The organism is Microlunatus endophyticus, assembly GCF_014646195.1.
GTDB lineage: Bacteria > Actinomycetota > Actinomycetes > Propionibacteriales > Propionibacteriaceae > Microlunatus > Microlunatus endophyticus.
The window spans coordinates 213,065-236,125 of record NZ_BMMZ01000005.1 but is presented as its reverse complement, the minus strand read 5'-3'; the positions used below and the strand labels follow the sequence as shown (position 1 = coordinate 236,125).

23 protein-coding genes are annotated in these 23,061 nt (G+C 66.9%); 12 read left to right on the top strand and 11 right to left on the bottom strand.

Going from position 1 to position 23,061, the window contains the following annotated elements; translation table 11 throughout:
* The first annotated feature begins 199 nt into the window (after positions 1–199).
* Both IEY07_RS12180 and IEY07_RS12175 read left to right on the top strand, forming a co-directional pair.
* Positions 200–478, top strand: coding sequence for a hypothetical protein (locus IEY07_RS12180; RefSeq protein WP_229670012.1), 279 nt, complete (start codon positions 200–202; stop codon positions 476–478).
* A 97-nt stretch (positions 479–575) separates the two neighbouring features.
* Positions 576–1,328, top strand: coding sequence for a class I SAM-dependent methyltransferase (locus IEY07_RS12175; protein WP_188895627.1), 753 nt, complete (start codon positions 576–578; stop codon positions 1,326–1,328).
* Between the two features lie 125 nt (positions 1,329–1,453).
* Here IEY07_RS12175 and IEY07_RS12170 read toward each other — a convergent pair whose 3' ends face one another.
* From IEY07_RS12170 to IEY07_RS12155, 4 genes are all read right to left on the bottom strand, one after another.
* A complete protein-coding gene (locus IEY07_RS12170) occupies positions 1,454–1,687 on the bottom strand; it encodes a hypothetical protein (RefSeq protein ID WP_188895626.1) in 234 nt (77 codons plus the stop codon).
* Between the two features lie 94 nt (positions 1,688–1,781).
* The gene (locus tag IEY07_RS12165; RefSeq protein ID WP_188895625.1) at positions 1,782–2,546 is read right to left on the bottom strand and encodes a DUF4097 family beta strand repeat-containing protein; all 765 of its coding nucleotides are present in this window, start codon (positions 2,544–2,546) and stop codon (positions 1,782–1,784) included.
* Positions 2,543–3,202 carry a hypothetical protein gene (locus tag IEY07_RS12160; protein WP_188895624.1) on the bottom strand — a complete coding sequence of 220 codons (660 nt, stop codon included), beginning with the start codon at positions 3,200–3,202 and terminating at the stop codon, positions 2,543–2,545. The genes IEY07_RS12165 and IEY07_RS12160 overlap by 4 nt, the downstream gene beginning before the upstream one ends.
* A 59-nt stretch (positions 3,203–3,261) precedes the next feature.
* Positions 3,262–5,445, bottom strand: a complete 2,184-nt coding sequence (locus IEY07_RS12155; RefSeq protein WP_188895623.1) for a (Fe-S)-binding protein — start codon at positions 5,443–5,445, stop codon at positions 3,262–3,264.
* A gap of 84 nt (positions 5,446–5,529) precedes the next feature.
* Between IEY07_RS12155 and IEY07_RS12150 the strand changes: the two genes are divergently transcribed.
* Complete coding sequence (locus IEY07_RS12150; RefSeq protein WP_188895622.1) at positions 5,530–6,480, top strand: aminoglycoside phosphotransferase family protein; 951 nt, start codon at positions 5,530–5,532, stop codon at positions 6,478–6,480.
* Positions 6,480–7,052, top strand: coding sequence for an NUDIX hydrolase (locus IEY07_RS12145; protein WP_229670046.1), 573 nt, complete (start codon positions 6,480–6,482; stop codon positions 7,050–7,052). The genes IEY07_RS12150 and IEY07_RS12145 overlap by 1 nt, the downstream gene beginning before the upstream one ends.
* A gap of 2 nt (positions 7,053–7,054) precedes the next feature.
* Here IEY07_RS12145 and IEY07_RS12140 read toward each other — a convergent pair whose 3' ends face one another.
* From IEY07_RS12140 to IEY07_RS12130, 3 genes are all read right to left on the bottom strand, one after another.
* Positions 7,055–7,474, bottom strand: a complete 420-nt coding sequence (locus IEY07_RS12140; protein WP_188895620.1) for a glyoxalase superfamily protein — start codon at positions 7,472–7,474, stop codon at positions 7,055–7,057.
* 16 nt (positions 7,475–7,490) lie between these two features.
* Positions 7,491–8,783, bottom strand: a complete 1,293-nt coding sequence (locus IEY07_RS12135) for a lactate racemase domain-containing protein (RefSeq protein WP_229670011.1) — start codon at positions 8,781–8,783, stop codon at positions 7,491–7,493.
* Positions 8,784–9,287: 504 nt separating this feature from the next.
* Positions 9,288–9,518: a DUF6458 family protein gene (locus IEY07_RS12130; protein ID WP_188895618.1), complete on the bottom strand. Its 231-nt coding sequence runs from the start codon at positions 9,516–9,518 to the stop codon at positions 9,288–9,290.
* Between the two features lie 147 nt (positions 9,519–9,665).
* Here IEY07_RS12130 and IEY07_RS12125 point away from each other — a divergent pair, with 147 nt between their 5' ends.
* From IEY07_RS12125 to IEY07_RS12105, 5 genes are all read left to right on the top strand, one after another.
* A complete protein-coding gene (locus tag IEY07_RS12125; protein WP_229670010.1) occupies positions 9,666–11,192 on the top strand; it encodes an ABC transporter ATP-binding protein in 1,527 nt (508 codons plus the stop codon).
* Positions 11,189–11,833: an ABC transporter permease gene (locus IEY07_RS12120; protein WP_188895617.1), complete on the top strand. Its 645-nt coding sequence runs from the start codon at positions 11,189–11,191 to the stop codon at positions 11,831–11,833. The genes IEY07_RS12125 and IEY07_RS12120 overlap by 4 nt, the downstream gene beginning before the upstream one ends.
* The gene (locus IEY07_RS12115; protein ID WP_188895616.1) at positions 11,830–12,516 is read left to right on the top strand and encodes an ABC transporter permease; all 687 of its coding nucleotides are present in this window, start codon (positions 11,830–11,832) and stop codon (positions 12,514–12,516) included. Before IEY07_RS12120 ends, IEY07_RS12115 begins: the two co-directional genes overlap by 4 nt.
* A gap of 12 nt (positions 12,517–12,528) precedes the next feature.
* Positions 12,529–13,305, top strand: a complete 777-nt coding sequence (locus tag IEY07_RS12110) for a M23 family metallopeptidase (protein WP_188895615.1) — start codon at positions 12,529–12,531, stop codon at positions 13,303–13,305.
* Positions 13,306–13,409: 104 nt separating this feature from the next.
* The gene (locus IEY07_RS12105) at positions 13,410–14,345 is read left to right on the top strand and encodes an ABC transporter substrate-binding protein (protein WP_188895614.1); all 936 of its coding nucleotides are present in this window, start codon (positions 13,410–13,412) and stop codon (positions 14,343–14,345) included.
* A 24-nt stretch (positions 14,346–14,369) separates the two neighbouring features.
* Here IEY07_RS12105 and IEY07_RS12100 read toward each other — a convergent pair whose 3' ends face one another.
* Both IEY07_RS12100 and IEY07_RS12095 read right to left on the bottom strand, forming a co-directional pair.
* Positions 14,370–15,584 carry a bifunctional glycosyltransferase family 2/GtrA family protein gene (locus IEY07_RS12100; RefSeq protein ID WP_229670009.1) on the bottom strand — a complete coding sequence of 405 codons (1,215 nt, stop codon included), beginning with the start codon at positions 15,582–15,584 and terminating at the stop codon, positions 14,370–14,372.
* Positions 15,581–17,653, bottom strand: coding sequence for a glycosyltransferase family 39 protein (locus IEY07_RS12095; protein WP_188895613.1), 2,073 nt, complete (start codon positions 17,651–17,653; stop codon positions 15,581–15,583). The genes IEY07_RS12100 and IEY07_RS12095 overlap by 4 nt, the downstream gene beginning before the upstream one ends.
* 114 nt (positions 17,654–17,767) lie before the next feature.
* Here IEY07_RS12095 and IEY07_RS12090 point away from each other — a divergent pair, with 114 nt between their 5' ends.
* Positions 17,768–19,591, top strand: a complete 1,824-nt coding sequence (locus tag IEY07_RS12090; protein ID WP_229670008.1) for a S9 family peptidase — start codon at positions 17,768–17,770, stop codon at positions 19,589–19,591.
* Here IEY07_RS12090 and IEY07_RS12085 read toward each other — a convergent pair.
* The gene (locus IEY07_RS12085) at positions 19,566–20,078 is read right to left on the bottom strand and encodes a GNAT family N-acetyltransferase (RefSeq protein WP_188895612.1); all 513 of its coding nucleotides are present in this window, start codon (positions 20,076–20,078) and stop codon (positions 19,566–19,568) included. The two genes, IEY07_RS12090 and IEY07_RS12085, sit on opposite strands and share 26 nt — an antisense overlap.
* Here IEY07_RS12085 and IEY07_RS12080 point away from each other — a divergent pair.
* Positions 20,077–20,643: a helix-turn-helix domain-containing protein gene (locus tag IEY07_RS12080; protein ID WP_188895611.1), complete on the top strand. Its 567-nt coding sequence runs from the start codon at positions 20,077–20,079 to the stop codon at positions 20,641–20,643. The two genes, IEY07_RS12085 and IEY07_RS12080, sit on opposite strands and share 2 nt — an antisense overlap.
* An 88-nt stretch (positions 20,644–20,731) precedes the next feature.
* Entirely contained in the window at positions 20,732–22,375 is a 1,644-nt protein-coding gene (locus IEY07_RS12075) for a bifunctional 3'-5' exonuclease/DNA polymerase (protein ID WP_188895610.1), read from the top strand.
* On the opposite strand, the gene IEY07_RS12070 is transcribed toward IEY07_RS12075, so the two are convergent.
* Complete coding sequence (locus IEY07_RS12070) at positions 22,376–23,023, bottom strand: response regulator transcription factor (RefSeq protein ID WP_188895762.1); 648 nt, start codon at positions 23,021–23,023, stop codon at positions 22,376–22,378.
* Positions 23,024–23,061 lie beyond the last annotated feature (38 nt).

Below are 23,061 nucleotides of genomic sequence, written 5' to 3'. Positions count from 1 at the left end.
GCCGATAGCGACCGCTTGGGCTGGTCGTCCGCTGGTTGGCGGAAGTCACGCGAGCATCGCTATCGTCCGACTTGTCTTGTCGCAGCGAGGAGATTCTTTAGTGGACGCCGTCGAACGACCCAGGGTGGTCTGCTTGTGTGGCTCGCTGCGTTTCGAGCCTCTGTTCCGGTTGGAGCGGCGTCGACTGACCTCACTGGGCGTGATCGTGCTCGGACCGGAGCCGATCGACGAGGACCTGACGCCAACCAGGCGTGCAGCGTTGAGAGAGCTGCATCTGAGACGCATCGACCTGGCAGACGAGGTCCGCGTGGTGAGCGAGGGCGGCTATGTCGGATCAGCGACGCGGCGCGAGATCGAGTACGCACGCGAGAGACGCAAAGCGATCACCTCAGTAGAGCCGAGTCTCGACCTGGATGACACGGTGAGCCGGGCCCGCAACCGCCATCCTCGACCGTGCAGCGTCGCCACAGACCACTGATCTATGTCCACAAAGCGGATGATCCCTGTTGGTTGCCCTGCCAAACTTGTCAGCGGCATCACCGCCACCGATGGCCACGAAGGGATCTAGCAACAGGATGGGCGACGAGTTCTACTCACATGCCAGGCTGTACGACCTGATGTTCCCGAACATCAGTCCGGCGGTCGCGTTCTACCGGTCCGAAGCCCACCGCCAAAGCGGTCGCGTACTGGAACTCGGATGCGGAACCGGGAGCAAGCTGATCCCCATCGCGTCCGACGGGCATCCATGCGTCGGACTCGACCTCTCGACAGAGATGCTGGCCGAGGCTGAACGGAAGGCGAGCCAGCTCGCCGTAACCGCGGAATGGGTGCACGGCGACATGCGGGACTTCGATCTGGACCGCACATTCAACCTAGTCTTCAGCACAGCAAACTCGCTACTGCACTTGCATTCGACAGAGGACCTGGTGAGCTGCCTGCAGTCGGTTCGACGACACCTGGCCCCCGGAGCGCGATTCATCTTCGACGTATTCAACCCGAACATACAGCTGCTCGCGCAAGCCGACGGTGCGCGGCGCACACGCGAGTCACTGTCGTTCGTAGATCCGGATCGTGGCAACGTGAGCGTCGATACTGCGGACACCTATGACGCAGCCGCGCAGGTCACGCGTGGGACATGGTTTCTCTCGACCGATGCTGAGGCCGACTTCGTCGTCGCGCCGCTCGAACTGCGGAGCATCTTCCCCCAAGAACTGCTCATGCTGATCGGCCATGCCGGCCTCCGGCTGATCGATCGTTTCGGCGACTGGTCTGGCCGGCAGTTCACGGGTGACGCCCCACTTCAACTCTGCATCTGCGAAGCGGCGTGACGGACGACCGGCGGGCAAGCTTCAACGGATAGCAAGCAAGTTGAGCGTTTGGGTCGGCGGTCCCGCCCAAGGCGATCGACCTGTGCCATAAGGGGTTCCGCTGGCCCGACCCTTCCTGAGGATGATCAAAGTGGGCGGGCGACCGGACGGGTCTTGATCGGCTGGGCCTGTTCCGGGGCCAGCCGGTCCGCGGCCCGGCGCAGAACGCGCGCAATCCTGGCCGCCGGCCGCAGCTCTGGGTGGGCGGCACGGAATTCCTTGATCATTCGATGCTGCTCAGCTTCCGCCAGCCTGTCGTTCAGCTGCTGACGGAAGACGTAGTCGTGGGTGTAATCGGTGAGTCGATCGCTGTTGATCATGATCGTTCTCCTGCCTGTTTGAGGGCGCGGTCGACCGCCGCATGGCGGTTACGCCGTGGATGGAGTGGGTGAAGGGGTTGGTGCAGGCCTGTGGTCAGGCGCGGGAGATGGAGATGTCTCCGCTTGCGGTGGTGGCTCGGATGCTGACGAACGGGTCGCCCTCGGCCGGGCGGTCGGTGGCGTCCAGGCCGATCAGCACCTCGCCGCTGACCGAGCTGAGCTCGAGCCAGGTCGGGAGGTCGTCACCGACGGCGATGTTGATATCGCCCGAGGCGCTACGGCCTTCGACCGATCCGACCGTACGGCCGACGTTGACGTCGCCCGAGGCGGTGTTGACCCGCAGCGCTCCGGTGAGTTCGCCGATGCTGACGTCCCCGGATGCGGACTTCGCCTGCAACGCGCTGGCCGCGCCGCCGATGGAGATGTCGCCGGAGCCGCTGGTCACTTGGCCCGCGGTCCCGTTGATGGTCTGGATGCTGACATCGCCGGAACCGGTTGTCACCTGGACGTCGTTGACCGAGTCCAGCGACACGTCGCCGGATCCGGTGGTGATCTTGGTTGCGGAGAGGCCGACCTCGGCCGACACCTCGGCCGAGCCGGTGGTGGCCTCGAAGTCGATGCCGTCGGGAACGGAGAGGTGCAGATCGGCGTCGGCATCGTTGAAGCTGCGCGGGAAGCTGATCACCAGCCGACCGCCGTCCTCCGAGAGCCCGATGCGGTCCAGGAAGTCCTCATTGTGGCTGGTCACCGCACCGGAGACGCCGCCGTCGCTGGATTCGTGGAGTCGGATCTCGCCGCTGCCGAGATTGCGGACGATGATCCCGATGATGCCGGTGTAGACGAAGTTGCGCGTGCTCATTTGACCCATCCTTGGACTTGGTTGCCGGTCTGCGGTGGCCGCGGAGGACGCGGCGGGCGGGGTGGACGTGGTGGCCGGGGCGCGCGGGGCGCAGGTTCACCGAAGACGCCTCCGTCGCCGAACAGACCTCCGGGGCCGAAGATCCCGTTCGGCCCGAACGGGCCGTTGGGGCCCAGGACGCTGTTGACGGCGCCGGTCGGACGTCCGGGGCTGAGAGCGTTCTGGATGGCCTTGACCAGCCAGGCGTTGGTGGAGATGCCCTCCGAGTCGGCGGCCTCGTCGACCCGCCGCTTGACCGATGCCGGCAGCCGGAGGCTGACCCGGATCATCGGCTCGTCCTCTTCGATCTCGGCGGTCGGCTCGTTGTCGGCCTCGTCGACATCCGGAAGGATCACCGTGGGCTCGCCGGCGGGTCGTGGTGCGTGCACCGTGAAGGTCGGATTGCCGTCGACCACCCGGACCTCGATCGACCCGGGAGCCAGTTCGGCGCTGATCTCGCTGGTGGCGTCGGTGATGGCACCGAACAGCGCCAGTCGGGCCGGGGACTCGACCGCGTTGCCCAGCCGCCGGGCGACGTCCTGGGTGTGTTCGTCGGCCAGAGAGGCCGCGCTGACGATCCCGTTGCGCACGGTCTCGACATGCTTTGAAAGATCCATGACGCCAGCATGACACCACCATGGTGCCATTCGCAAGTTCTATGGCGTCATCAGTGGTGTCACCGGCGTCGTACGGACTCCAGCAGCAGTTGCGCGACGTCGAGCACCTCGACCGATTCCGGAGCCTGGCCATCCGCCTGCCGGGCCGTCAGCCCGTCGGACAGCATCACCCGGCAGAAGGGGCAGCCGGTCGCGATCGCTGCCTGCCCGTCGGTGCGGCCGTCGGCGTGGCCGTCGAGTGCCTCGAGCGCCTCGTCGGTACGGGTCAGGTTGATCCGGGTGCCGATCTTCTCCTCCATCCACATCCGGGCACCACCGGCGCCGCAGCAGAAGGAGCGCTCCCGGCTGCGCGGCATCTCGGCGTACGTCGAATTCGGGATGACCGACAGCAGCTCACGCGGCGGGTCGTAGACCTGGTTGTGCCGGCCGAGGAAGCACGGGTCGTGATAGGTGATCGTCCGGCCGGCCACCGAACCGGCCGGCGGTGCGACGGGCGTCAGCTTTCCGTCGCGGACGAGCCGGTTGAGCAGTTGGGTGTGGTGGACGACTTCAAGCTCGACTCCGACCTGCGGATACTCGTTCTTGAGGGTGTTCAGACAGTGCGCGCAGGTGACCAGCACCTTGTGCGCCTTGGCTTCCTTCAGGGTCTCGGCGTTCTCCAGCGCGAGTTGCTGGAAGACGAATTCGTTGCCGGAGCGGCGGGCCGGGTCGCCGGTACAGGTCTCGCCGTTTCCCAATACCGCGAAGGAAACCCCGGCCGTGTTGAGCAGCTCCGCGACTGCCTGGGTGGTCTTCTTGGCGCGATCCTCGTACGCGCCTGCGCAACCGACCCAGAAGAGGTACTCGACCTCGGTCAGGTCCTCGACGTCCTCGCCGACGACCTTGATGGGGAAATCCAGCTCCTTGGCCCAGTCCATTCGCCTGCGAGCATTCATGTTCCAGGGATTTCCCTTGCTCTCCAGACCTTTGAACAGGCCGTTGAGCTCGCTCGGGAACTCGGATTCGATCATCACCTGGTAGCGGCGCATGTCCATGATGTGATCGACATGCTCGATGTCGACCGGGCATTGCTGGACGCACGCGCCACAGGAGGTGCAGGACCACAGCACATCGGGATCGATGATGCCGGCGTGGCCCTCGGTGACCTGGATCGGTCCGACCAGCGGCCGCTCGGCCTCCTCGAGCACAGCGGTGCCGAGGCTGCCGCGGGCCTCCTCGGCCGCTTGCAGGTAAGGGGCCTTGGCGTAGGCATGATCACGAAGGTCGGTGATCAACAGCTTCGGCGACAACGGCTTGCCGGTGTTCCAGGCCGGGCACTGGCTCTGGCATCGGCCGCACTCGGTGCAGGTGGTGAAGTCGAGCAGGCCTTTCCAGGTGAAGTCCTCGACCTTGCCGACGCCCAGGGTGGCGTTTTCGTCAAGATCATCGAGCTCGGCGAAATCCAGCGGCTTGCCGTCGATGATGATCGGCTGCAGGGCGGCGAGCGCCGGCGTACCGGAGGCGTCCCGGCGGAACCAGATGTTGAACCAGACAACGAATCGGTGCCAGCCGACGCCCATCGTGGTGTTCAGGCCGAAGACCGCCAGCATCGCCATTGAGATCAAGATCTTGATCAGCGCGACGATCCGGATCGCATGCGCCACCGAGTCGTACGCCATCCCGCCCGGCATCAGGAAGCTGCTCAGCGGGAAGTGCCAGCGGGTGGTCTCCTCGCCGAGCAGTTGGTATTCCAGGCCGCGCAACAACAGGACACAGATCACCACCGAGAGCACGGTCGCCTCGATGTAGTAGGCCTGTCCGGCGTTGGAACCGTAGAAGCGCGAATGGCGGCCCTTACGACGCTGGATCTGACGGTAGATGATCAAGAAGAGGATGCCCAACAGGCTCAGCCAGGCGATGATCTCGCTGAGCCACTCGTAGACCACCCAGTGGCCGATGATCGGCAGCGCGAAGGCCGGGTCGAAGATCTGGCCGTACGCAGTTGCGAGGCTGAAGAGCAGGGCCGCGAAGGCGACGAAGACGAACCAGTGAGCGATGCCGTTGCGGGACCACTGCAGCATCCGGGTGTGCAGCAGGGTCTCCCGAAGCATCGTCGCCCAGCGCTTACCGCGCTGATCGCTGCGCCGTCCGTCCTCCGGGCGCCCGAGCCGTACGACCGCGACGATCCGGGTGATGCCGTGGACGAACAACCCGAAGCCGGCCGCTGTTGCGGCCAGGCCCAGCACGATCGCCAGAATCCTCATGGTCCTCAGTCTTTCGTATCGGCACCGATGTGCTGATGTTACTCGCCAGTAACTCCGGGTGGAATCGCAAACCCGATTGATCCGATGACTAACGTCGTCAGCATGCTCGACGTATCGACGGACCAGGTTGTCGCCGTTGCCGAGCAGATCATCGGCGGCCATGCGGTCCGAACGCCGGCGCCACAGCGCGGCTACAGCAACTCCAACTGGCGGGTCGATCTGGACACCGGCACCTATCTGGTCAAGCTCGCGGCGCCCGAGCGGGACGTCGAGAAGGTCGCGAACGCCTCGTACGCCTACCGGCTCGCGGCGTCCACCGCCGCTCCGGTGCCGCTTGAGATCTACTTCGATCGGCAGTGTGCGCTGCTGGGCGGGCGTGCCGTCCGTATCCTGGACTGGCTGCCCGGCCGCCACGTGGAGTGGGGAGAGTTCCACGGCGAAGCGTCGAGGACCTTCTTCCTGTCGCTCGGCCGGGCCATCGCGGAGCTGCATACCGCGGCGTGCCCGGAGTTCTCGTCCCGGATCGGCGGCGGATCGGGTTTCCCCACCTGGCTGGAATATCTCGACTACCGGATCCCGCAGATCATCGGACGCAACCAGACATCTGGCACGTTCGCCGAGGACGAGATCATCGGCATGCTGGAGCGAGCTCGGGCCGCTGCGGTTACGATCACCGAGCTGGTCGAGCCGCGACTGTGCCACCGGGACTTGTACGTGGACAACTTCCTGATCGGCGACGACGGACGGGTGTCCGCAGTTCTTGATCTTGATCTCGCCGAGGCCTGGGATCCGGCAGTGGATTTCGTCAAGCTGCGCTTACACGTGTTTCCGCGGTTCGATGGGTCGGAGGATGCGTTCAGCCAGGGATACGCCGAGGTTGCCGACGGTCCACTACCGGGATTTGATCAACGCGTCCGGGTGGTCGAGGTGCTGGAACTGTCCAATCAGGTGATCAACTCCAACAGCCGCGGCGATACGGAGTACGCCCTGAAAACCCGCCGACGGCTCGAGACGGTGCTGGCGGCGAACTGGTGATGCAACCCACGGGTCACTATCCGAAACTCGCGCCGCCGCACCTGAGATTCGCCTTCTGCCCGCTGTGCGCCGGGCACTTGGACGTCGAGGCACGCGACGAGATCAACGATGTGGCGCGGCCAAGGTGCGTCGACTGCGGCTGGATCTACTACCCGCCGAACTACGGTGGCGCGTTGGTCGTCATCGAGTCTGAAGGCGGGCTGGTGATGATCCATCCGCCGGGCTGCGATCCGCAGGCACCCTGCGGTCTGCCCGGCGGGATCATCGAATTCGGTGAGTCGCCCGAGGAGTGCTCCGTTCGGGAGGTCGAGGAAGAGACCGGATTGATCATCGAACTGACAGCTGAGATCTGCCGGATCTTCGACCGTGAGAGCGTTGACGGATCGGCACTGGCGCTCGGGCCGATGTTGCAGTTCGGATTCGTCGGCAGGGTCGTCGGAGGGACGCTGCGGGAAGGCGACGAGGGCCCGCCCGTGATCTATCCGGCAGGTGAGCATCCCCGGATATCGCCGTCGAGGTCCGGCTCGATGCGAATCTTCCAGGCGTATTTGGAGATGAACCGGACGGCATGAGGTCAGGACTCGATTGAGGACCCGCTGTCCGCCTGCCTCGGGGTGTGGAAGATGATCCGGTTCCCGAACGGGTCCGGAACGACCAGATCGTCGCCCCACGGTTGCTCGTGGACGTGCGGCCTCAGCGGGTAGACCGTGCTCTCGGCCAGCTCCCGGTGCAGGCGGCGTACGTCAGGGATCTCGATGCGGACCGCTGAGCCGGGTTTTGCATCGCCCTCGTGTTCGCTGAGGTGCAGCACGCAGCCATCCCGGGAGACCTGCTGGTAGAGCGGCGTTCCGTCGCGGAACCGATGCTCCCAATCGACGGTGAAGCCGAGGAATTCGATATAGAAGCGCTGGCTCTCATCGCCGGGAAACGTTCGGAGTATCGGAATCGTGATGGGCGGTGCGGGCGTCCGCGTGGACTCGCTGTCGACGGTCATGATGGGTCGCTCTTCGTCAGGAGACCGTCGGCGGCTCACCGAGCCGGAAGAGGATCTCGCCGGCGTTGTCGACGACCAGCGTGTCCGGATCCAGCCGCGCTGCCTCGATGTCGATCGACTCCGGAGCGCGATATTCCAGCGCCAGCGATCGCGTCTCCTCCTCGCTGATCGCTGTCGCCAGGGTGACGGTCACCCGATCACGCTCGCCGTCCTCGGGTGACCAGGTGCCGGCACCACGGAGGTGGGTCGAGTGCGCCAAGACGCCCCATGGATGATCTTTGAATCTGTCCCACTGTCGGGAGAAGTAGTCCCGGCAGTGGTAACCGATCTTGGCGATCTCGGCGCCGTGGGTGTGGCTGACGACCGACAGGTGCGGTGCGTAGATGATCACTTCGCCGTCGTCGGCGACGATCGGCTCGACCTTGTACATGCCCTTGGCCGCGACCCAGATCTCGTCGTAGCGATCGGGGATGATCGAGATCACCCGCTTGACCGGTCGTTCCAGGTAACGGATGTGAGTGTTCGCGGATAGTGCGGACGCCTCTTCCCACGCGCTCTGCGCGTCCCCGACCGCGACACCGTAAAGATCGTGACTGCCGGATTTCACCACCACACAACAGGCGAGGATATTGCTGGGGATCAGCGCCGCCGCTTCGTTGATCATGGCCCGCACCGGGGTGATGCCCGGGGTGCCGATGATCGCGACGCTGCTGATCAAAGCGCCGAGCCAATGCGACGCGTCGATCATCTGTTGTCCGGAGACTCCGGGAAAGAGATACTTCGCGCCGCCGGAGAAGCCCACCACCTCATGGGGAAAGACCGGACCGACGATCAGGACGTCGTCCGCCTCGACGACCGCACGGTTGACCGTCACATCCACGTCCAGGCTGAGCCTGCCTTCGGACAACTCCTCAACTCGCGAGGCCGGGATCGTGCCGATGCTCACCAGCTCCGACGGCTCCCACCACGCGTGGTTGACGATGCTCGCCTCGGGATAGCGCCGATCAAGATCACCAGGGCCGACCTCGAACATCGTCTCGATCTGCTGCCGGGTCATCTCCGGGTGGGTTCCCAGGGCGATCAGAACCCGCAACCTGCGCGCCCGGCCCACGAGCGCTCCGTAGACGGTGTCCATCAGCAGTTGCAGTGGGCAGGACCGGGTGCTGTCCGGGATGATCACCACTACATCGCGGCCGTCCAGCGGGCGGCCAGCGAGCTGCTCGGCAATGAAGCCGGTGGCCTCATCTTCCGACAGCGAGCGCTCGAAGGAGCCGATCGAGGCAGCAGGCAGTTTGGTCACGGTGTCCACACCGATGATCCTGCTACCGCCGTAGTCAGGTCGCAATCCGGGGTCCGAGAGCTGTTCGGCGGTGTGGCCGGCGTGACGGCTACACCGTTGCCGAACAGCTGCGGAAGCACGATGAAACCCGCGGCAACCAGGCAGATCAGAGCGCCTGCCACGATGGCCGCTCCTATGCGGGATCTCACCCGAGAAGTCTTCCGTCGCGCGGTGGCGGATGCATCCACCCGTGGCATGGGATCGGCGGGGCGGGGGATGACATGCGTCTCCTACCAGAGGTGTACGCAGCCGGGACAACACGCGAACCCGAACGGACAACACGGGCGCTGGACGGACAACACTCATCGGCCCAGAGCGACCGCTGCCACGCCTAGCGTTGCAGACAGGTTCATCATCGGCAGGTCTGGAGCTGAGTTCACCCAGCCGGTGCCGACCGGCGAGCCTGACAGGGGAGGGGTGCCCGGCACGGGGGTCCGGGCACCCCGAAACCTTTCGCGGTGGACCTGAAGCGGCCTAGACCGCCGGCGGTGGCGGGGGCGGGCTGTCGTTGCGCTCGACGTAGGTCGTGCTCGCCCGTCGACGCCGCTGGGAGAGCAGGACCAGCGACAGGATGATCGCCAGCGCCCCGACCGCCATGCATACATAACCGATCGCCGTGAGATCGATCGCGCTCCACTGGTCGCGGATACCGAAGGCGCAGATCCCGCCGACAACGAGAAGGAAGATCCCGAGTCCCAGGCTCATGTGACACTCCTTGCGTAGGCAACTGGCTTGCGGTACCCATTCGCTCGGAGGCTGAATCCGACACCGCTGCGGGTCGCCGGCGACTACTGTTGCCTCGACGTCGTCGTGCCGGTCCGTGTGTTCGTCAGTCCCTGCCGTTAGGGTCGGATGATCAGGGCAGACCAGCAGGCGCCCGGTCCGGGCAGGTTGGGCAATGCAGGATGGGAATGGGCGTTGATCGAGTTCAAGTCGGTGACCAAGACATACCGCGACGGTACGACGGCGGTCCATGATCTGAGCCTGGTCATCCCCTCCGACAAGATCACCGTGATCGTGGGCCCGTCCGGCTGCGGCAAGACGACTACGCTGCGGATGATCAATCGGATGCTGGAGCCGACCAGCGGCCAGATCACCTGGGACCGCAATCCGCTCCGCAACATCCGCAAGACCCAGCTCCGCCGCGAAATGGGGTATGTGATCCAGAGCGGCGGTCTCTTTCCTCACCGCACGGTCCTGGAGAACATTCAGACCGTTCCGCACCTGCTCGGCTGGAAGAAGGACAGGAGCCAGGGGCGAGCCGAGGAACTGCTGGCGATGGTCGGCCTGGAATCGCGGCTGGCCAATCGCTATCCCAGCCAACTCTCCGGTGGCCAGCAGCAGCGGGTCGGCGTGGCCCGGGCACTGGCCGCGGATCCGCGAGTGCTGCTGATGGATGAGCCGTTCTCGGCCGTCGACCCGGTTGTGCGCGCCGACCTGCACGAGCAGTTCCTGGAGATCCAGCGCCAGGTGGGCAAGACGATCGTCATGATCACCCACGACATCGACGAGGCGATCAAGCTCGGCGACCAGATCGCGATCATGCGGGTCGGCGGGGTACTGGCCCAGGTCGGCAGCCCCCAGCAGTTGTTGGAGGAGCCGGTCGACGACTTCGTGGCCGGTTTCGTGGGCAAGGACCGCGGCTATCGCGGGCTGAGCTTCACGTCGGCGTCCGGGCTGCCGCTGGGCAGTGTGCAGCTGGTCCGCGACGCGGCCTCCGCCCGCACCGACGCACCGGTGCTCGTGGTGGACGAGAATGCCAACCCGCTCGGCTGGGCGGATCGCACCCGGCCCGGCCAGGTCCAGATGCTCGGGACCACCTTTGAGCCGGACACCGACACGATGCGGATGGCGCTGGACTCCGCGCTGAACTCGCCGGTCGGACTGGCCGTCGCGGTGGCGCAGAACGGCCGCTTCGCCGGCGTCGTCACCGCCAGCCAGATCCTTGATCAGGTGCGCCATCTGAAGGCGTCGGTGGCCGACGCCATCGCCGCCCGGGCCGAGGCGGACGCCGCCCGGGTCGAGGCCGAGGCCGCGCGCAAGGAAGCCGAAAGCGTACGACAGGAAGCGTCCCGGATCGCCGCGGACGCGGATGCCGAGGCCGACGAGGCCGCGCGCATCGAAGCAGCGATCAAGGCGGCTGAGGAGAAGGAGGAACAGGCTCGCAGCGCCGAGCAGGCCGCTGCGGCCAAGGAGGCAGCGACCACTCCGGCGCCGACGCCGACCGTGGAACCCGAGCAGGAGTGGACCTGGGACCCGGCTGCTGAGCCGAAGGTCGGGCGTACCGACGCCGGGGACGCGGAGACCGGGGACCCGAGGCCCGGGGACTCGACGGCTGGGGACTCGAACGCTGGGGACGCCGAGAGCCACTACCGATGAACTGGACGTGGATCTCACAAAACACCGACCTGATCGGATCCGCGCTCGGTGAGCACCTGTTGCTGGCGCTGCTCCCGGTGCTTGCCTCGATCGTGCTGTCGATCCCGATCGGCTTCCTGGTCTTCCACACCCGCTCGGCCGCCAACGTGATCCTGGCGATCTTCGGAGCCATCTACTCCATCCCGTCCCTGGCACTCTTCGTCGTACTGCCACTGGCCCTGGGCACCAAGATCCTGGATCCGCTGAATGTCGCCGTTGCCCTGACGATCTACACGACGGCGCTGCTCTCGCGCAGCGTCGTGGACGGGTTGCGGGAGGTGCCCGCCGACGTCAAGCAGGCCGCCGACGCCATCGGCTACGGCCCGGGCCGCCGTTTCTGGGGTGTCGACCTGCCGCTGTCCCTGCCGGTGATCTTCGCCGGACTGCGGGTGGCCACGGTCTCCAACATCGCGCTGACCAGCATCTCGGTCCTGATCGGCACACCGTCGCTGGGCACACTCTTCGACCAGGGCTTCAACCAGGGCTTTCTGACCCCTGTCTGGGTCGGCCTGATCCTGTCCCTGGTGGTGGCGCTGCTGGCTGACCTGGTGATCCTGCTCATCCAGCGCGGCGCGCTGCCGTGGGCTCGGAGGGCCGCATGAACTTCTTCCAGTATCTCCTCAGCGGCTCCAGCTGGACGGGCTCCGACGGGCTGGCCCTGCACGTCGGCCAACACCTGCTCTACAGCCTGATCTCGATCGCGATCGCTGCGGTGATCGGCATCCCGATCGGGATGCTGATCGGTCACACCGGCCGCGGCAACTTCGTCGTCATCGCGCTGGCCAACTCGTTCCGCGCGATCCCGACCTTCGGTCTGCTGATCCTGGTCGTGCTGCTCACCGAGACCAGCTGGATCCCGGTCGTCTGCGTCCTCGGCGTGCTGGCCCTGCCGCCACTGCTCACCAGCACGGCGACCGGCATCACCCAGGCCGATCAGCAGGCAGTGCACGCCGCCAGGGCATTGGGCATGTCGGCCGGCCAGGTGCTCGGGCGGGTCGAGATGCCGCTGGCGATGCCGTTGGTGATCGCCGGTCTGCGCAGCGCCACCCTGCAGGTGATTGCGACCGCGACGGTCGGGGCGTACGTCCCCGGCTTCGGCGGGCTCGGACGGCCGATCATGGACGGCCTGCGCAACGGCAACTACGGCCAGGTATTGGCGGGAGCCGTCCTGGTCGCCGCGCTGGCGATCCTGCTCGACCTGCTCCTCAGCCTGGTCGGCCGTGCCACCGGGCGGCATCTGCGACTGAAGGCACCTCGAGGCGCCCCCGTCGTCGAGGCACCCTGACCGGGAACGGCGATGCGTCGTACGGCGCCGGCAGCGCTGCTGATCCTGATCGCAGCGACAGTGACCGGCTGTGGATCCGAGCCGGTCACTGCACCGCAGCCGGTGCCGTCGGCGTCCGCGGCTCGACGATCGAGCCCAGAGCCGACCGTTTCGCCGACATCTCAGGCGACCTCTCAGACGACAGCTTCGCCGGCCGCATCGGCTGCCCCGACCACCGGATCAACACCGCGCCGAACCGCCCATCCGGCATCCACCTCGTCGCCGAGCCGGGCACAGAAGTCCGGGCCGACGGCAAGCCTGACGCCGGACCCGCGCAACCGCTTCTACTCCTCGGACAAGACCTGGTACGGCTCCCCCTGGTATCCCGGCAAACACCGGATCATGGAGCCGTACGGCTGCACCCCGGCGCCCTATTACGATCCGGACCCGCGCTGCGCTCACCACGAGGGCTTCCATCACGGCGTAGACATCGCCCTGCCGTGCGGGACCGAGATCACCGCCGGCGTCAGCGGTCGGGTGATCAGTCCGACCAGCCCCGGCACACCGGGACCGGCCTACGGCAGCACTGCCTTCCGGATCCGTACGACCGCCGGCCAGGACGTGCTGATCGGGCACGCCAGGACGGCGTTCGTCCATCCCGGCGACCTCGTACACCGAGGCGAGCGGATCGCGCTGGCCGGGGCGCGTGGTGCACCGGACGGATGCCACCTGCATCTTGAGGTGCGACCGGTCGGCGGCGGGTACCAAGACGCGGTGAGTCCGATGCGGATCGCACAGCTGCGCGGGTGATGTCGGGGATCCGAACGGGAATTCCTGCGGGATCAGAACGTTGTGCAGCACTGTCAGTGGCAGCTGGCACTCTTGAAGACAGTCGACCGAGGAGAAGTAGTCCGATGGCCAAGAGGTACAGACCCCTGTTCACCGCCGTGCTGGCGGTGCTGATGGTCGCGCTCGCAGCGTGCGGCGCGAAGAACAACAATCCGCTGAGTGGCGGTGCAACCGGTTCCCCGGCAGCCGACTCCGGCGGTAAGGCGATGGTGATCGGCTCGGCGAACTTCACCGAGAACGAAGTGCTCGCCGAACTGTATGCCGGCGCCCTGAACGCCAAGGGCGTCAAGGCGACCACACACCTGAACATCGGCTCTCGCGAGATCTACATCAAGGCGCTCAAGGACGGCTCCATCTCCGTCGTCCCCGAGTACACCGGCAATCTCCTGCAGTATCTGGATCCCAACACCACGGCCAGCACTGCCGCCGAGGTCGACCAGCAGCTGCCGCAGGTCGCCAAGAAGCAAGGCTTCGCCACGCTGACCGACACCAAGGCCGCTGACCAGGACGTGTATGTGGTCACCAAGGCCACCGCGGACAAGTACGGGCTGAAATCGCTGGCGGACCTGTCGAAGGTGCCGAATCTGATCGTCGGCGGCCCGACCGAGCTGCAGAAGCGACCCTACGGTCCGCCCGGGCTGGAGGGCATCTACAAGCTGAAGGTCGCCGGCTTCAAGGCATACGACTCCCCGGCCATCAAGGTCAAGGACCTGAAGGACGGCAAGATCACGGTGGCCGACTTCTTCACCACCGACTCGGCGATCGCCGACAACGGATTCGTCGAGCTCTCCGACCCGGAGACGATGATCCTGCCGCAGAATGTCGTGCCGCTGGTCCGCACCGATGTCACCAAGAACACCAAGGCGGTCGATGCGATCAACTCCGTCGGCTCTGCTCTGACCACCGCTGATCTGACGGCCATGATCAAGCAGGTCGACGTCAACCACCAGAATCCCGACGCAGTGGCCAAGCAGTGGCTGCAGCAGAAGGGACTTTCCTGACATCGGGCCTGAGTCCGGTGGCCGTCAGCGCATCATCCGGCGCAGTGTCAGGAATCTGATCAGCGTCGACACAGCGTTGGCGGCCACCAGGACGACCACCTCGACGATCCGTCCAGCGCCGGGTGCGCTGTGATGGACGATCGCCAGCGAGCCGCTGGTAAGGCCCAGGCCGATGCCGAAGGCGATCAGACCTCCGACGTGGTGCTTGACCAGGCCCGCCCGGCCGCGGACGCCGAAGGTCAGCCGCCGGTTGGTCGCGGTGTTGGCAATAGCCGTGATCAACAGCGCGGTGAGGTTGGCGACCTGGGCATCGACGGCAGTCCGCAGAAGCAGGTAGACGACCAGGTAGGCCAGAGTGCTGAGCACGCCGATGAATCCGAATTTGATCAACTGGCCGAACAGTGAGTCGCCGGGCATCCGGCTGCGGTCGTCGCGCCGGAGGAATTCCTCCCGCACCCCGTCGATCGGGATCCGGCCGGAGAGCAGCCCCCGTCCCAGCCGGGTGATGCCCCGGACGTCCTCGGCGGCGGTGGCGACGATGTCGACCCGCGAGTCCGGATCGTCGGTCCAGTCCACTGGCACCTCATGGATCCGAAGGCCGACGCGCTCGGCGATCACCAGCAACTCGGTGTCGAAGAACCAGCTGTTGTCCTCGACCAACGGCAGCAGGCGCTCGGCGACATCTCGCCGCAGCGCCTTGAAGCCGCACTGGGCATCGGAGAACGAGGCCGAGAGACTGCCGCGCAGCAGCAGGTTGTAAGAGCGGGAGATGAATTCCCGCTTCGGACCGCGAATCACCCTGCTGCCCCGGGACAGTCTGGTGCCGATGGCCAGATCGGAATGATTGCTGAGCAACGGTGCCAGCAGCGGGAGGATCGCTCGCAGGTCGGTGGACAGATCGACGTCCATGTAGCCGACCACCGCGGCCTGGGAAGCGGACCACGCCGCCCTCAGGGCCCGACCGCGGCCCTTCTGATCAAGGTGCAGGGCGTGAACGGTGGGCAGCTGCCGCTGAAGCTCTTCGGCGATCGCCCAGGTGCCGTCGGTGCTGGCGTTGTCGGCGATCTTGATGCAGTAGCTGTAGGGCAGCTCGTTCTGCAGGTAGGCGTCGAGCCTGATCACCGAGCGCGCCAGCTCGGCCTCCTCGTTGTAGACCGGGATCACCAGTTCGACCGCGGTGGTGATCTTGGACTGCTGCATCGGCCGGGCGGCGTCGTCGAGGTGCGCCGTCATGATCATTTGCCGGCCGTCAGGTCGTACACGGTCACGCCGCCGACTGTCTTTGCGGTGAAGGTCTTCTCGACCCAGCTCTCGATCTGACTGGCCGCATCCTGGCTACTGGTGCCTGACACCTGTCCACCGCCACCGCCACCGCTGCCGCTGTCCTCGCCGCTGGAGATGTAGTAGTGCACCTTTCCCGCGGCGACGTCGGCCTTGAACTGCTGCAGGGTCGGGCTGTTCGTTGTGCCATTGAAGCCGCCGATCGCCATCACCGGCTGCTGGGTCGCCAGCTGGTAGCTGGCGGCGTTCTGCGCCCGTGCGGTGGCGGCGACCCAGGTGTAGGAATCGGCGTCACTGCTCAACAGCTGTTTGAGTTCCGTGCTGACCGTGGTGCCGTTCAGCAGGCCGCCCATGCTGCCACCCATGCTGCCTCCGATGCCGCCATCCGTCCCGGCACCCGGCGTCCCAGTTCGGATGCCGCTCGTCGAGCCGCCTTGGGATCCGGAACCGTTGGGGGGAGTGCCCTGCGGACGCTGCCCGCGGCTCGATCCGCCCGGCATCCCACTGGGCGCACGTCCCGACGATCCGCCGGGGAACCCACCACCGCCCATGCGCTGGCCGCCGCCGAAGGAACTCACCGGCCCAGCGGTGACAATCGATCCGGTGTGCGAGGTGCTGACGGTGTCGACGCTGTACGAGACCGGCCCTGTCATGGCGGCTATCCCGGCCAGGCTGAGGACCACCCAGGCGGCCGCTTTCGGCAACCGGAACAGGAGCACGAAACCGGCCGTGGCGAGCAGGCCCGCGCCGAGCACGACGAACCGAAGTGCGTCGTACGGCTGCTCACCGGACTGGCCGAGCAGGACGAAAGCCCACGCCGTGCTGGCCGCTGTCGCGACCGCCAGGGTCAGCCGTGCGATCAGCCGATCACGGCGTCGCCATACGACGGTGCTACCGATGATCAAGGTCCCGGCGATCCACGGGGCCAGCGCGACGGTGTAGTAGTCGTGATAGATGCCGGCCATGAACGAGAACACCAACCCGGTGGTGATCATCGATCCGCCGAACATGATCAACGCGGCTCGGGTGCGGTCGGTTCGCGGCGCCCGCCCGATCAACACCAGCGCCATGATCATCACCAGCAGCGCGGCCGGGATCAGCCAGCTGATCATTCCGCCGGAGACGTCCTGGAAGAGGCGCAGGATGCCGGTCTCGCCGCCGAACCCGCCGCCGCCCGCACCACCACCGCCGCCGACCTGTCCTGTCTCGTCACCGGTCAGCCGGCCGAAGCCGTTGTAGCCGAACACCAGCTCCAGCACGGAATTCTTCGTTGAGCCGTCGATGTACGGCCGGGAGGACTTCGGCCACAGCTCCACGATCGCCACCCACCAACCGAGTGAGACGATCACCGCGGCCAATGCGCCCAGCAGGTGCAGCAGGCGTTTGCGGACCCCGATGGGTGCGGCGATCAAGTAGACCAGCCCGAACGCCGGCAGCACCAGGAAGGCCTGCAACATCTTGGTGAGGAAACCCAGTCCGACCAGGGCGCCGGCGACCATCAGCCAGCGGGCGCCATGCTTCTCGATCGCTCGCAGCAGGCAATAGCCGGCCAGTACGAGCAGGAAGAGCAGCAACGCGTCCGGATTGTTGAATCGGAACATCAGCGCTGCCGACGGCGTCAGTGCGGTGATCGCGCCGGCAGCCAGCGCCGCCGGGTGGCCGGAGATCCGTCGGACGGAGGCGTACACGACTCCCACCGTCGCGACTCCGAGCAGCGCCTGCGGCACCAGGATGCTCCACGAACTCAGTCCGAAGATCCGTACCGAGAGCCCCATCAGCCACAGCGAGGCCGGAGGTTTGTCGACGGTGATCGAGTTGCTGGCATCCAAGGAGCCGAAGAAGAACGCCTTCCAGCTCTCGGAGCCGGCCTGGGCCGCCGCCGAGTAGAAGGAGTTGGCATAGCCCGAGGCGGACAGTGACCACAGGTAGAGGACCGCGGTCGTGGCGAGCAGCAGCACGAGAGGCAGGTGCCGCAGTCGCAGCCGAACCGCTGTCGTGGCGGCGGCTGGGAGTGTGGTCGTCGTCATGACCCCGAAGGTCCCTGGCGCCGCTGTGCTCCCGGTTCGTTGACGCTATGTGCTTGCTGAGCATCCTCCCGACCCGTCGCAACCGCCCGATCCGGGGTTGGATAGCTTGGCCGGGTGGCTACCGATACGACCTCGTTGATCAACACCCTGCTCGACCTGTGCAACTGGGCGGTGTTCGACGTCGACAGCGCCGGCCGAATACTGGCCGGCTACGACGAGTCCGGCAGTCTCCAGCTGGTGGAGCTGGCACCGGACGGGTCCCGGGCCCAGCTGACCGCATTGCCGTCGCGATGCTCCGGCCGTTACGTCCCGGGTAGCTCTCCGCGGCAGGTGATCATCCAGCACGACGCCGGTGGCAACGAGCTGATGCAGCTTTCCATGATCACAATCGAGGACGGCCGAGCGCCGTACGGCCTGGACGAGGTAACTCCGCTGGTGCACGACAGCCGCTACATGCACGTGCTGCAGGACGTCACCGCGACCTCGGTGATCTACTCGACGAACCGCCGCAACAACGTGGACATGGACGTGATCGTCCGCGACGTCGCGACCGGTGCGGAGACCGTGCTCTACGACCAGGGTGGCTACATCGGTGCCACCACGGTGTCCCATGATCAGCGCAGCGTCGCTGTGACCGCCCTCAGCCTGCAACCGGCCAGCACCATCGTCTTCACCGCCGGCACGCGGCCGGGGCCGGTCACCGACCCGGACGAACGGGCCGCCCATCATGGTGTCGCCTGGTCCGCGGCTGATGACGCGTTGATCATGAGCTCCAACCACGGGCGAGAGTTCGCCGCGATCACCAGGGTCTCGCTCGACGGGGCGTCCTGGCAGACCCTGCTGGCCGCCGATGATCACGAGCTGGTCGCCGAGGTGTCGCCGGACGCCAGTGCGATGGTCGTCGGTCACCTGCGCAACGGGATCGAGGAGCTGGCCGTCCACGAGATCGACGGCACCCTGCGCGTCGAAGTCGTGCTGCCCCAGGACGGTGTCGGGTCGGTCGTCTGGGCGCCGGACTCCTCGCGGTTCGCCCTGCTGGTCAGCACCCCGACCGACCCGGGGTCGATCTACAGCGTCGACGCCACCACAGGCGCGGTGACCACGGTCGTCGACGGTCGCGAGCAGTTGCCGGCCGGCGTCGTCCTCTCGACTCCGACGGTGCACCGGGTGCCGACACCCGACGGTGAGGAGATCCCGTGCTTCGTCTACCGGCCCGGCGACGATGCCGATCCGGATCTGGCCGGCGCGTCGGTGCTGCACATCCACGGCGGTCCCGAGGGCCAGGCGACCAGGACCTTCAACGTGATCGTCCAGGCGCTGGCCGGGGCGGGTATCACGGTGCTGGTGCCCAACGTCCGCGGTTCGGCGGGCTATGGGAAGCGCTGGATCAGCCTGGACGACGTGGACAAGCGGCTGGACTCGGTCGCCGACCTGGCCGCGCTGCACGACTGGATGCCGGAGATCGGCCTTGATCCGGACCGGAGTTCGCTGTGGGGCGGCTCGTACGGCGGCTACATGGTGCTGGCCGGTGTGACGATGCAGCCCGAGCTGTGGGCGGCCGGCGTGGACATCGTCGGGATGAGCTCGCTGGTCACCTTCCTGGAGAACACCTCGGCCTACCGGCGGGCCTACCGGGAGCGCGAGTACGGCCGGTTGGAAACTGACCGCGACTTCCTGGTCAAGGCCTCGCCGATCACCTACCTTGATCAACTCCGGGCGCCGCTGTTCGTCATCCACGGGGCGAATGATCCGCGGGTGCCGTTGTCGGAGGCCGAGCAGATCGTCGCGGCATTGGCCGACCGCGGCATCCGCCACGAGCTCAAGGTCTACGCCGACGAGGGTCACGGGCTGGCGAAGCGGGCCAACCGCAAGGATGCCTACCCGGCGGCCATCGCGTTCCTGACCGAGATCCTCAGCCGGCCAGCTGCAGGCGCATGATCGTCAGGTCCAACCAGCGATCAAATTTCGTGCCGATCTCCCGCAGGGTCCCGACGGTCTCGAATCCGAGGCGGGAGTGCAGGGCGATCGAACCGGTGTTGGTGGCCTCGATGTCGGCGAGCATGACGTGCGCGCCGGAGTCGCGAGCGCCGTCGACCAGCGCAGTCAGCAGTCGGCGGCCGATGCCGCGTCCCTGCTGATCGGCGGCGACGTAGATCGAATCCTCGACCGTGAAGCGGTAGCCCTCCGCCGGTCGCCACGGTGCCCAGCACCCGTACCCGATGATCATCCCGTCGTGGTCGGCGACGTAGGCCGCGCCTCGGTCGACCAACCCTCCCCACCACAGCCGGGCCTCGTCGGGAGTCTGCGGGCGGGTCGTCCAGATCGCGGTGCTGTTTGCGATCGCGGCATTGCGCAAGCTGCTGGCGCCCCCGGCGTCCTCGCGCCGCCCGGGCCGGATCTCGAACGGACCGTATAGTGGACTCATGTCTACTATAATAGACGACCTGGGACTGCCAGGGCGGATCAGGGCCGAGCGCACCGGACGCGGCTGGTCGCTGGCCCGACTGGCGGAGGAGTCCGGGGTGTCCAAGGCGATGATCAGCAAGATCGAGCGCGGGCAGAGCAGCCCGACCGCTGTCGTGATCGGCAAGTTGTCCGGTGCGCTCGAGCTCAGCATGACCGCGCTGCTGTCACCGTCGGAACCGCTCGGCGCGGTGGTCAGGCGGGCCGCCGACACACCCGACTGGACCGATCCCGACACCGGCTATCTGCGCCGGCAGATCTCCACCCCGGCCTTTCCGGTCGACATCACCGAGGTACTGCTCCCGGCCCGGGCCCGAGTGCCGATGCCTGCCGGGGCGTACGCCTTCATCGACCAGTTGATCTGGGTCCTGGAGGGCACTCTGACGCTGGTCGAGGGCGACGACACTCATCTGCTGTCACCCGGCGACACCTTCGAACTGGGTACCCCCCAGGCTCGCGAATTCGTCAACGGCACCGAGGAACAGTGCCGTTACGTGGTCGTCGTGATCCGCCGCAGCCGGCCCTGAATCGTCGGTGCAGCGGGCCTCGGAGGCCGCTGAATAGGGCGCTCGTCGCAGCAGAGCGAACTATTCAGCGCGCTTCTATGCTTCCGGTGTGGATGTGGCAGTGGCGTACGAGGGCGGCGAGCTGGTCGTCGCCGAGCTCGACGGCGGCGTCGACGGCACGCCGCAGCCCTGGCACGGGGCCGTGCAGGGAGCCCGCTACATCTGGGCCGACACTGCCAGGATCTATCCGCGCCTGCTGGCCGAGGGCGTACGAATCGAACGTTGCCAGGATCTGCGACTGTGCCATGCGATCCTGGCTGGTCACGATGCCGAGCTGGCCGCCGACGACCGCTGGCGCCGGCAGGGGATCGCCCAGGCCGAACCGACCCTGCTCGATGATCAACTGCTCGAAGATCAGTTCGGTCTGGACGATGTCGTCGCCGAGTACCGCCGCCAGCAGGCCCAGGTCGCCGCCGAGCCCGGTCTCGATGATCACGAGCGGATCCGGCGCGCCAAGCTCCGGCTGCTGCTGTCCGCCGAGTCCGCCGGCGCCCTGATCGCTGCCGAGATGGCCCATCACGGCCTGCCCTGGGATGTCACCGTCCATGATCAACTGCTTACCGAGGCGCTGGGCCCGCGACCCCGCTACGGCGAGCGGCCGGCGAAACTGCAGGCAGTGATCGACAGGATGATCACCGCGCTCGGCGTCGGGTCCTTCAATCCGGACTCGGCACTCAACCTGATCGACGCCCTGCACCGCGCCGGTATCGAGGTCGCCAGCACCCGGAAGTGGGAGCTGGAGAAGGTCGACCATCCGGCCATCGAGCCGCTGCTGGAGTACAAGAAGCTGTCCCGGCTGTTGTCGGCCAACGGCTGGACCTGGATGGACACCTGGATCGCCGACGGCCGGTTCCGGCCGGACTACGTGGTCGGCGGTGTGGTGACCGGCCGCTGGGCCACCGACGGCGGCGGCGCGCTGCAGTTGCCCAAGCAGATCCGGTCGGCCGCCCGAGCCGATCCGGGCTGGAAGCTGGTGGTCGCCGACGCATCCCAGCTGGAGCCGCGGGTGCTGGCAGCGATGGCGCGCGACGGTCGGATGGCGACAGCCGCCCGCGGCCATGATCTCTACCAGGGGCTCGTCGACACCGGCGTCGTCGATACCCGTGCCCACGCCAAGGGCGCGATGCTCGGGGCGTTGTACGGGGCCACCACGGGCTACGGCGGCAGCCTGATGCCGGAGTTGATCAAGGCCTACCCGCGCGCGACCTCCGTGGTCGAGGAGGCGGCGCGCGCCGGCGAGCGGGGCGAGATCGTGAGCACCTTCCTCGGCCGCCGCTCACCCCGGCCGCCGGAGAGTTGGCGGGAGCTGCAGCGACTCGCGGCGGGCGGCGACGCCCCGGCCGAGGAGGTCCGCAAGGCTCGTCAGCAGGCCCGGGACTGGGGCCGCTTCACCCGCAACTTCGTCGTCCAGGGGACCGCTGCCGAATGGGCGCTGTGCTGGATGGCGGGCCTGCGCCAGCTTCTCCAGGGCCCTGAGCTTGTCGAAGGGCTGCGACAGGCTCAGCCACCGCAGCTGGTCTACTTCCTGCACGACGAGGTGATCGTGCACAGCCCGGCCGGCTGCGCGGATCGGGTGGCAGAGTTGATCAAGGAGGCGGCGGGCCGTGCCGGCCGGCTGCTGTTCGGTGACAGTGGAGTCGAGTTCGCCCTCGAGGTGGCGATCGTCGACAACTACGGTCAGGCCAAGGGCTGATCAGCGCGCCTTGAGCCAGGCCAGGACGGCGAGCACCCGGCGGTTGTCGGAGCCGACGTCGGGAAGATTGATCTTGGTGAAGATGTTCGAGACATGCTTCTCGACGGCACCGCCGGTGACCACGAGCCGTTCGGCGATCGCGGAGTTGCTCCGGCCCTCGGCCATCAGCGCGAGCACCTCGCGTTCCCGCGGCGTCAGGCTGGCCAGCGGATCCTGCCGGCGGCGCGCCACCAGCAACTGCGCGACCACCTCGGGGTCCAGCACGGTGCCGCCCTCGGTGATGGTGCGCAGCGCGTCGGCCAGCGTGTCCAGGGAGGTCACCCGGTCCTTGAGCAGATAGCCGACGCCGCCGCGGCCGTCGGAGAGCAGCACGTCGGCGTAGGACAACTCGATATAGGCCGACAGCATCAGCACGCCGAGGTCTGGATTGGCGGTCCGTGCCTCGACAGCCGCGCGCAGCCCGTCGTCGGTGTTCGACGGCGGCATCCGGATGTCGACGACGGCGACGTCGGGGCGATGCTCGGCCGCCGACCCGACCAGACTCGCGGCGTCGCCCACCGCATCCACGACATCGCAACCCACCTCGGCCAGCAGCCGGACCAGACCCTCTCGCAGCAGAACCGAATCGTCGGCGACCACAACACGCATGCCTGCCAGTGTCTCGTACGCCCGAGCCAGCACGGTGC

Bases quoted from the DNA above. Each gene is read 5' to 3' on its own strand.
- IEY07_RS12085 (WP_188895612.1), bottom strand. From the start codon at position 20,078: ATGAGTCCACTATACGGTCCGTTCGAGATCCGGCCCGGGCGGCGCGAG.
- IEY07_RS12095 (WP_188895613.1), bottom strand. From the start codon at position 17,653: ATGACGACGACCACACTCCCAGCCGCCGCCACGACAGCGGTTCGGCTG.
- IEY07_RS12100 (WP_229670009.1), bottom strand. From the start codon at position 15,584: ATGATCATGACGGCGCACCTCGACGACGCCGCCCGGCCGATGCAGCAG.
- IEY07_RS12175 (WP_188895627.1), top strand. From the start codon at position 576: ATGGGCGACGAGTTCTACTCACATGCCAGGCTGTACGACCTGATGTTC.
- IEY07_RS12170 (WP_188895626.1), bottom strand. From the start codon at position 1,687: ATGATCAACAGCGATCGACTCACCGATTACACCCACGACTACGTCTTC.
- IEY07_RS12145 (WP_229670046.1), top strand. From the start codon at position 6,480: ATGCAACCCACGGGTCACTATCCGAAACTCGCGCCGCCGCACCTGAGA.
- IEY07_RS12105 (WP_188895614.1), top strand. From the start codon at position 13,410: ATGGCCAAGAGGTACAGACCCCTGTTCACCGCCGTGCTGGCGGTGCTG.
- IEY07_RS12165 (WP_188895625.1), bottom strand. From the start codon at position 2,546: ATGAGCACGCGCAACTTCGTCTACACCGGCATCATCGGGATCATCGTC.
- IEY07_RS12130 (WP_188895618.1), bottom strand. From the start codon at position 9,518: ATGAGCCTGGGACTCGGGATCTTCCTTCTCGTTGTCGGCGGGATCTGC.
- IEY07_RS12150 (WP_188895622.1), top strand. From the start codon at position 5,530: ATGACTAACGTCGTCAGCATGCTCGACGTATCGACGGACCAGGTTGTC.
- IEY07_RS12115 (WP_188895616.1), top strand. From the start codon at position 11,830: ATGAACTTCTTCCAGTATCTCCTCAGCGGCTCCAGCTGGACGGGCTCC.
- IEY07_RS12125 (WP_229670010.1), top strand. From the start codon at position 9,666: ATGATCAGGGCAGACCAGCAGGCGCCCGGTCCGGGCAGGTTGGGCAAT.
- IEY07_RS12080 (WP_188895611.1), top strand. From the start codon at position 20,077: ATGTCTACTATAATAGACGACCTGGGACTGCCAGGGCGGATCAGGGCC.
- IEY07_RS12160 (WP_188895624.1), bottom strand. From the start codon at position 3,202: ATGGATCTTTCAAAGCATGTCGAGACCGTGCGCAACGGGATCGTCAGC.
- IEY07_RS12155 (WP_188895623.1), bottom strand. From the start codon at position 5,445: ATGAGGATTCTGGCGATCGTGCTGGGCCTGGCCGCAACAGCGGCCGGC.
- IEY07_RS12070 (WP_188895762.1), bottom strand. From the start codon at position 23,023: ATGCGTGTTGTGGTCGCCGACGATTCGGTTCTGCTGCGAGAGGGTCTG.
- IEY07_RS12110 (WP_188895615.1), top strand. From the start codon at position 12,529: ATGCGTCGTACGGCGCCGGCAGCGCTGCTGATCCTGATCGCAGCGACA.
- IEY07_RS12140 (WP_188895620.1), bottom strand. From the start codon at position 7,474: ATGACCGTCGACAGCGAGTCCACGCGGACGCCCGCACCGCCCATCACG.
- IEY07_RS12120 (WP_188895617.1), top strand. From the start codon at position 11,189: ATGAACTGGACGTGGATCTCACAAAACACCGACCTGATCGGATCCGCG.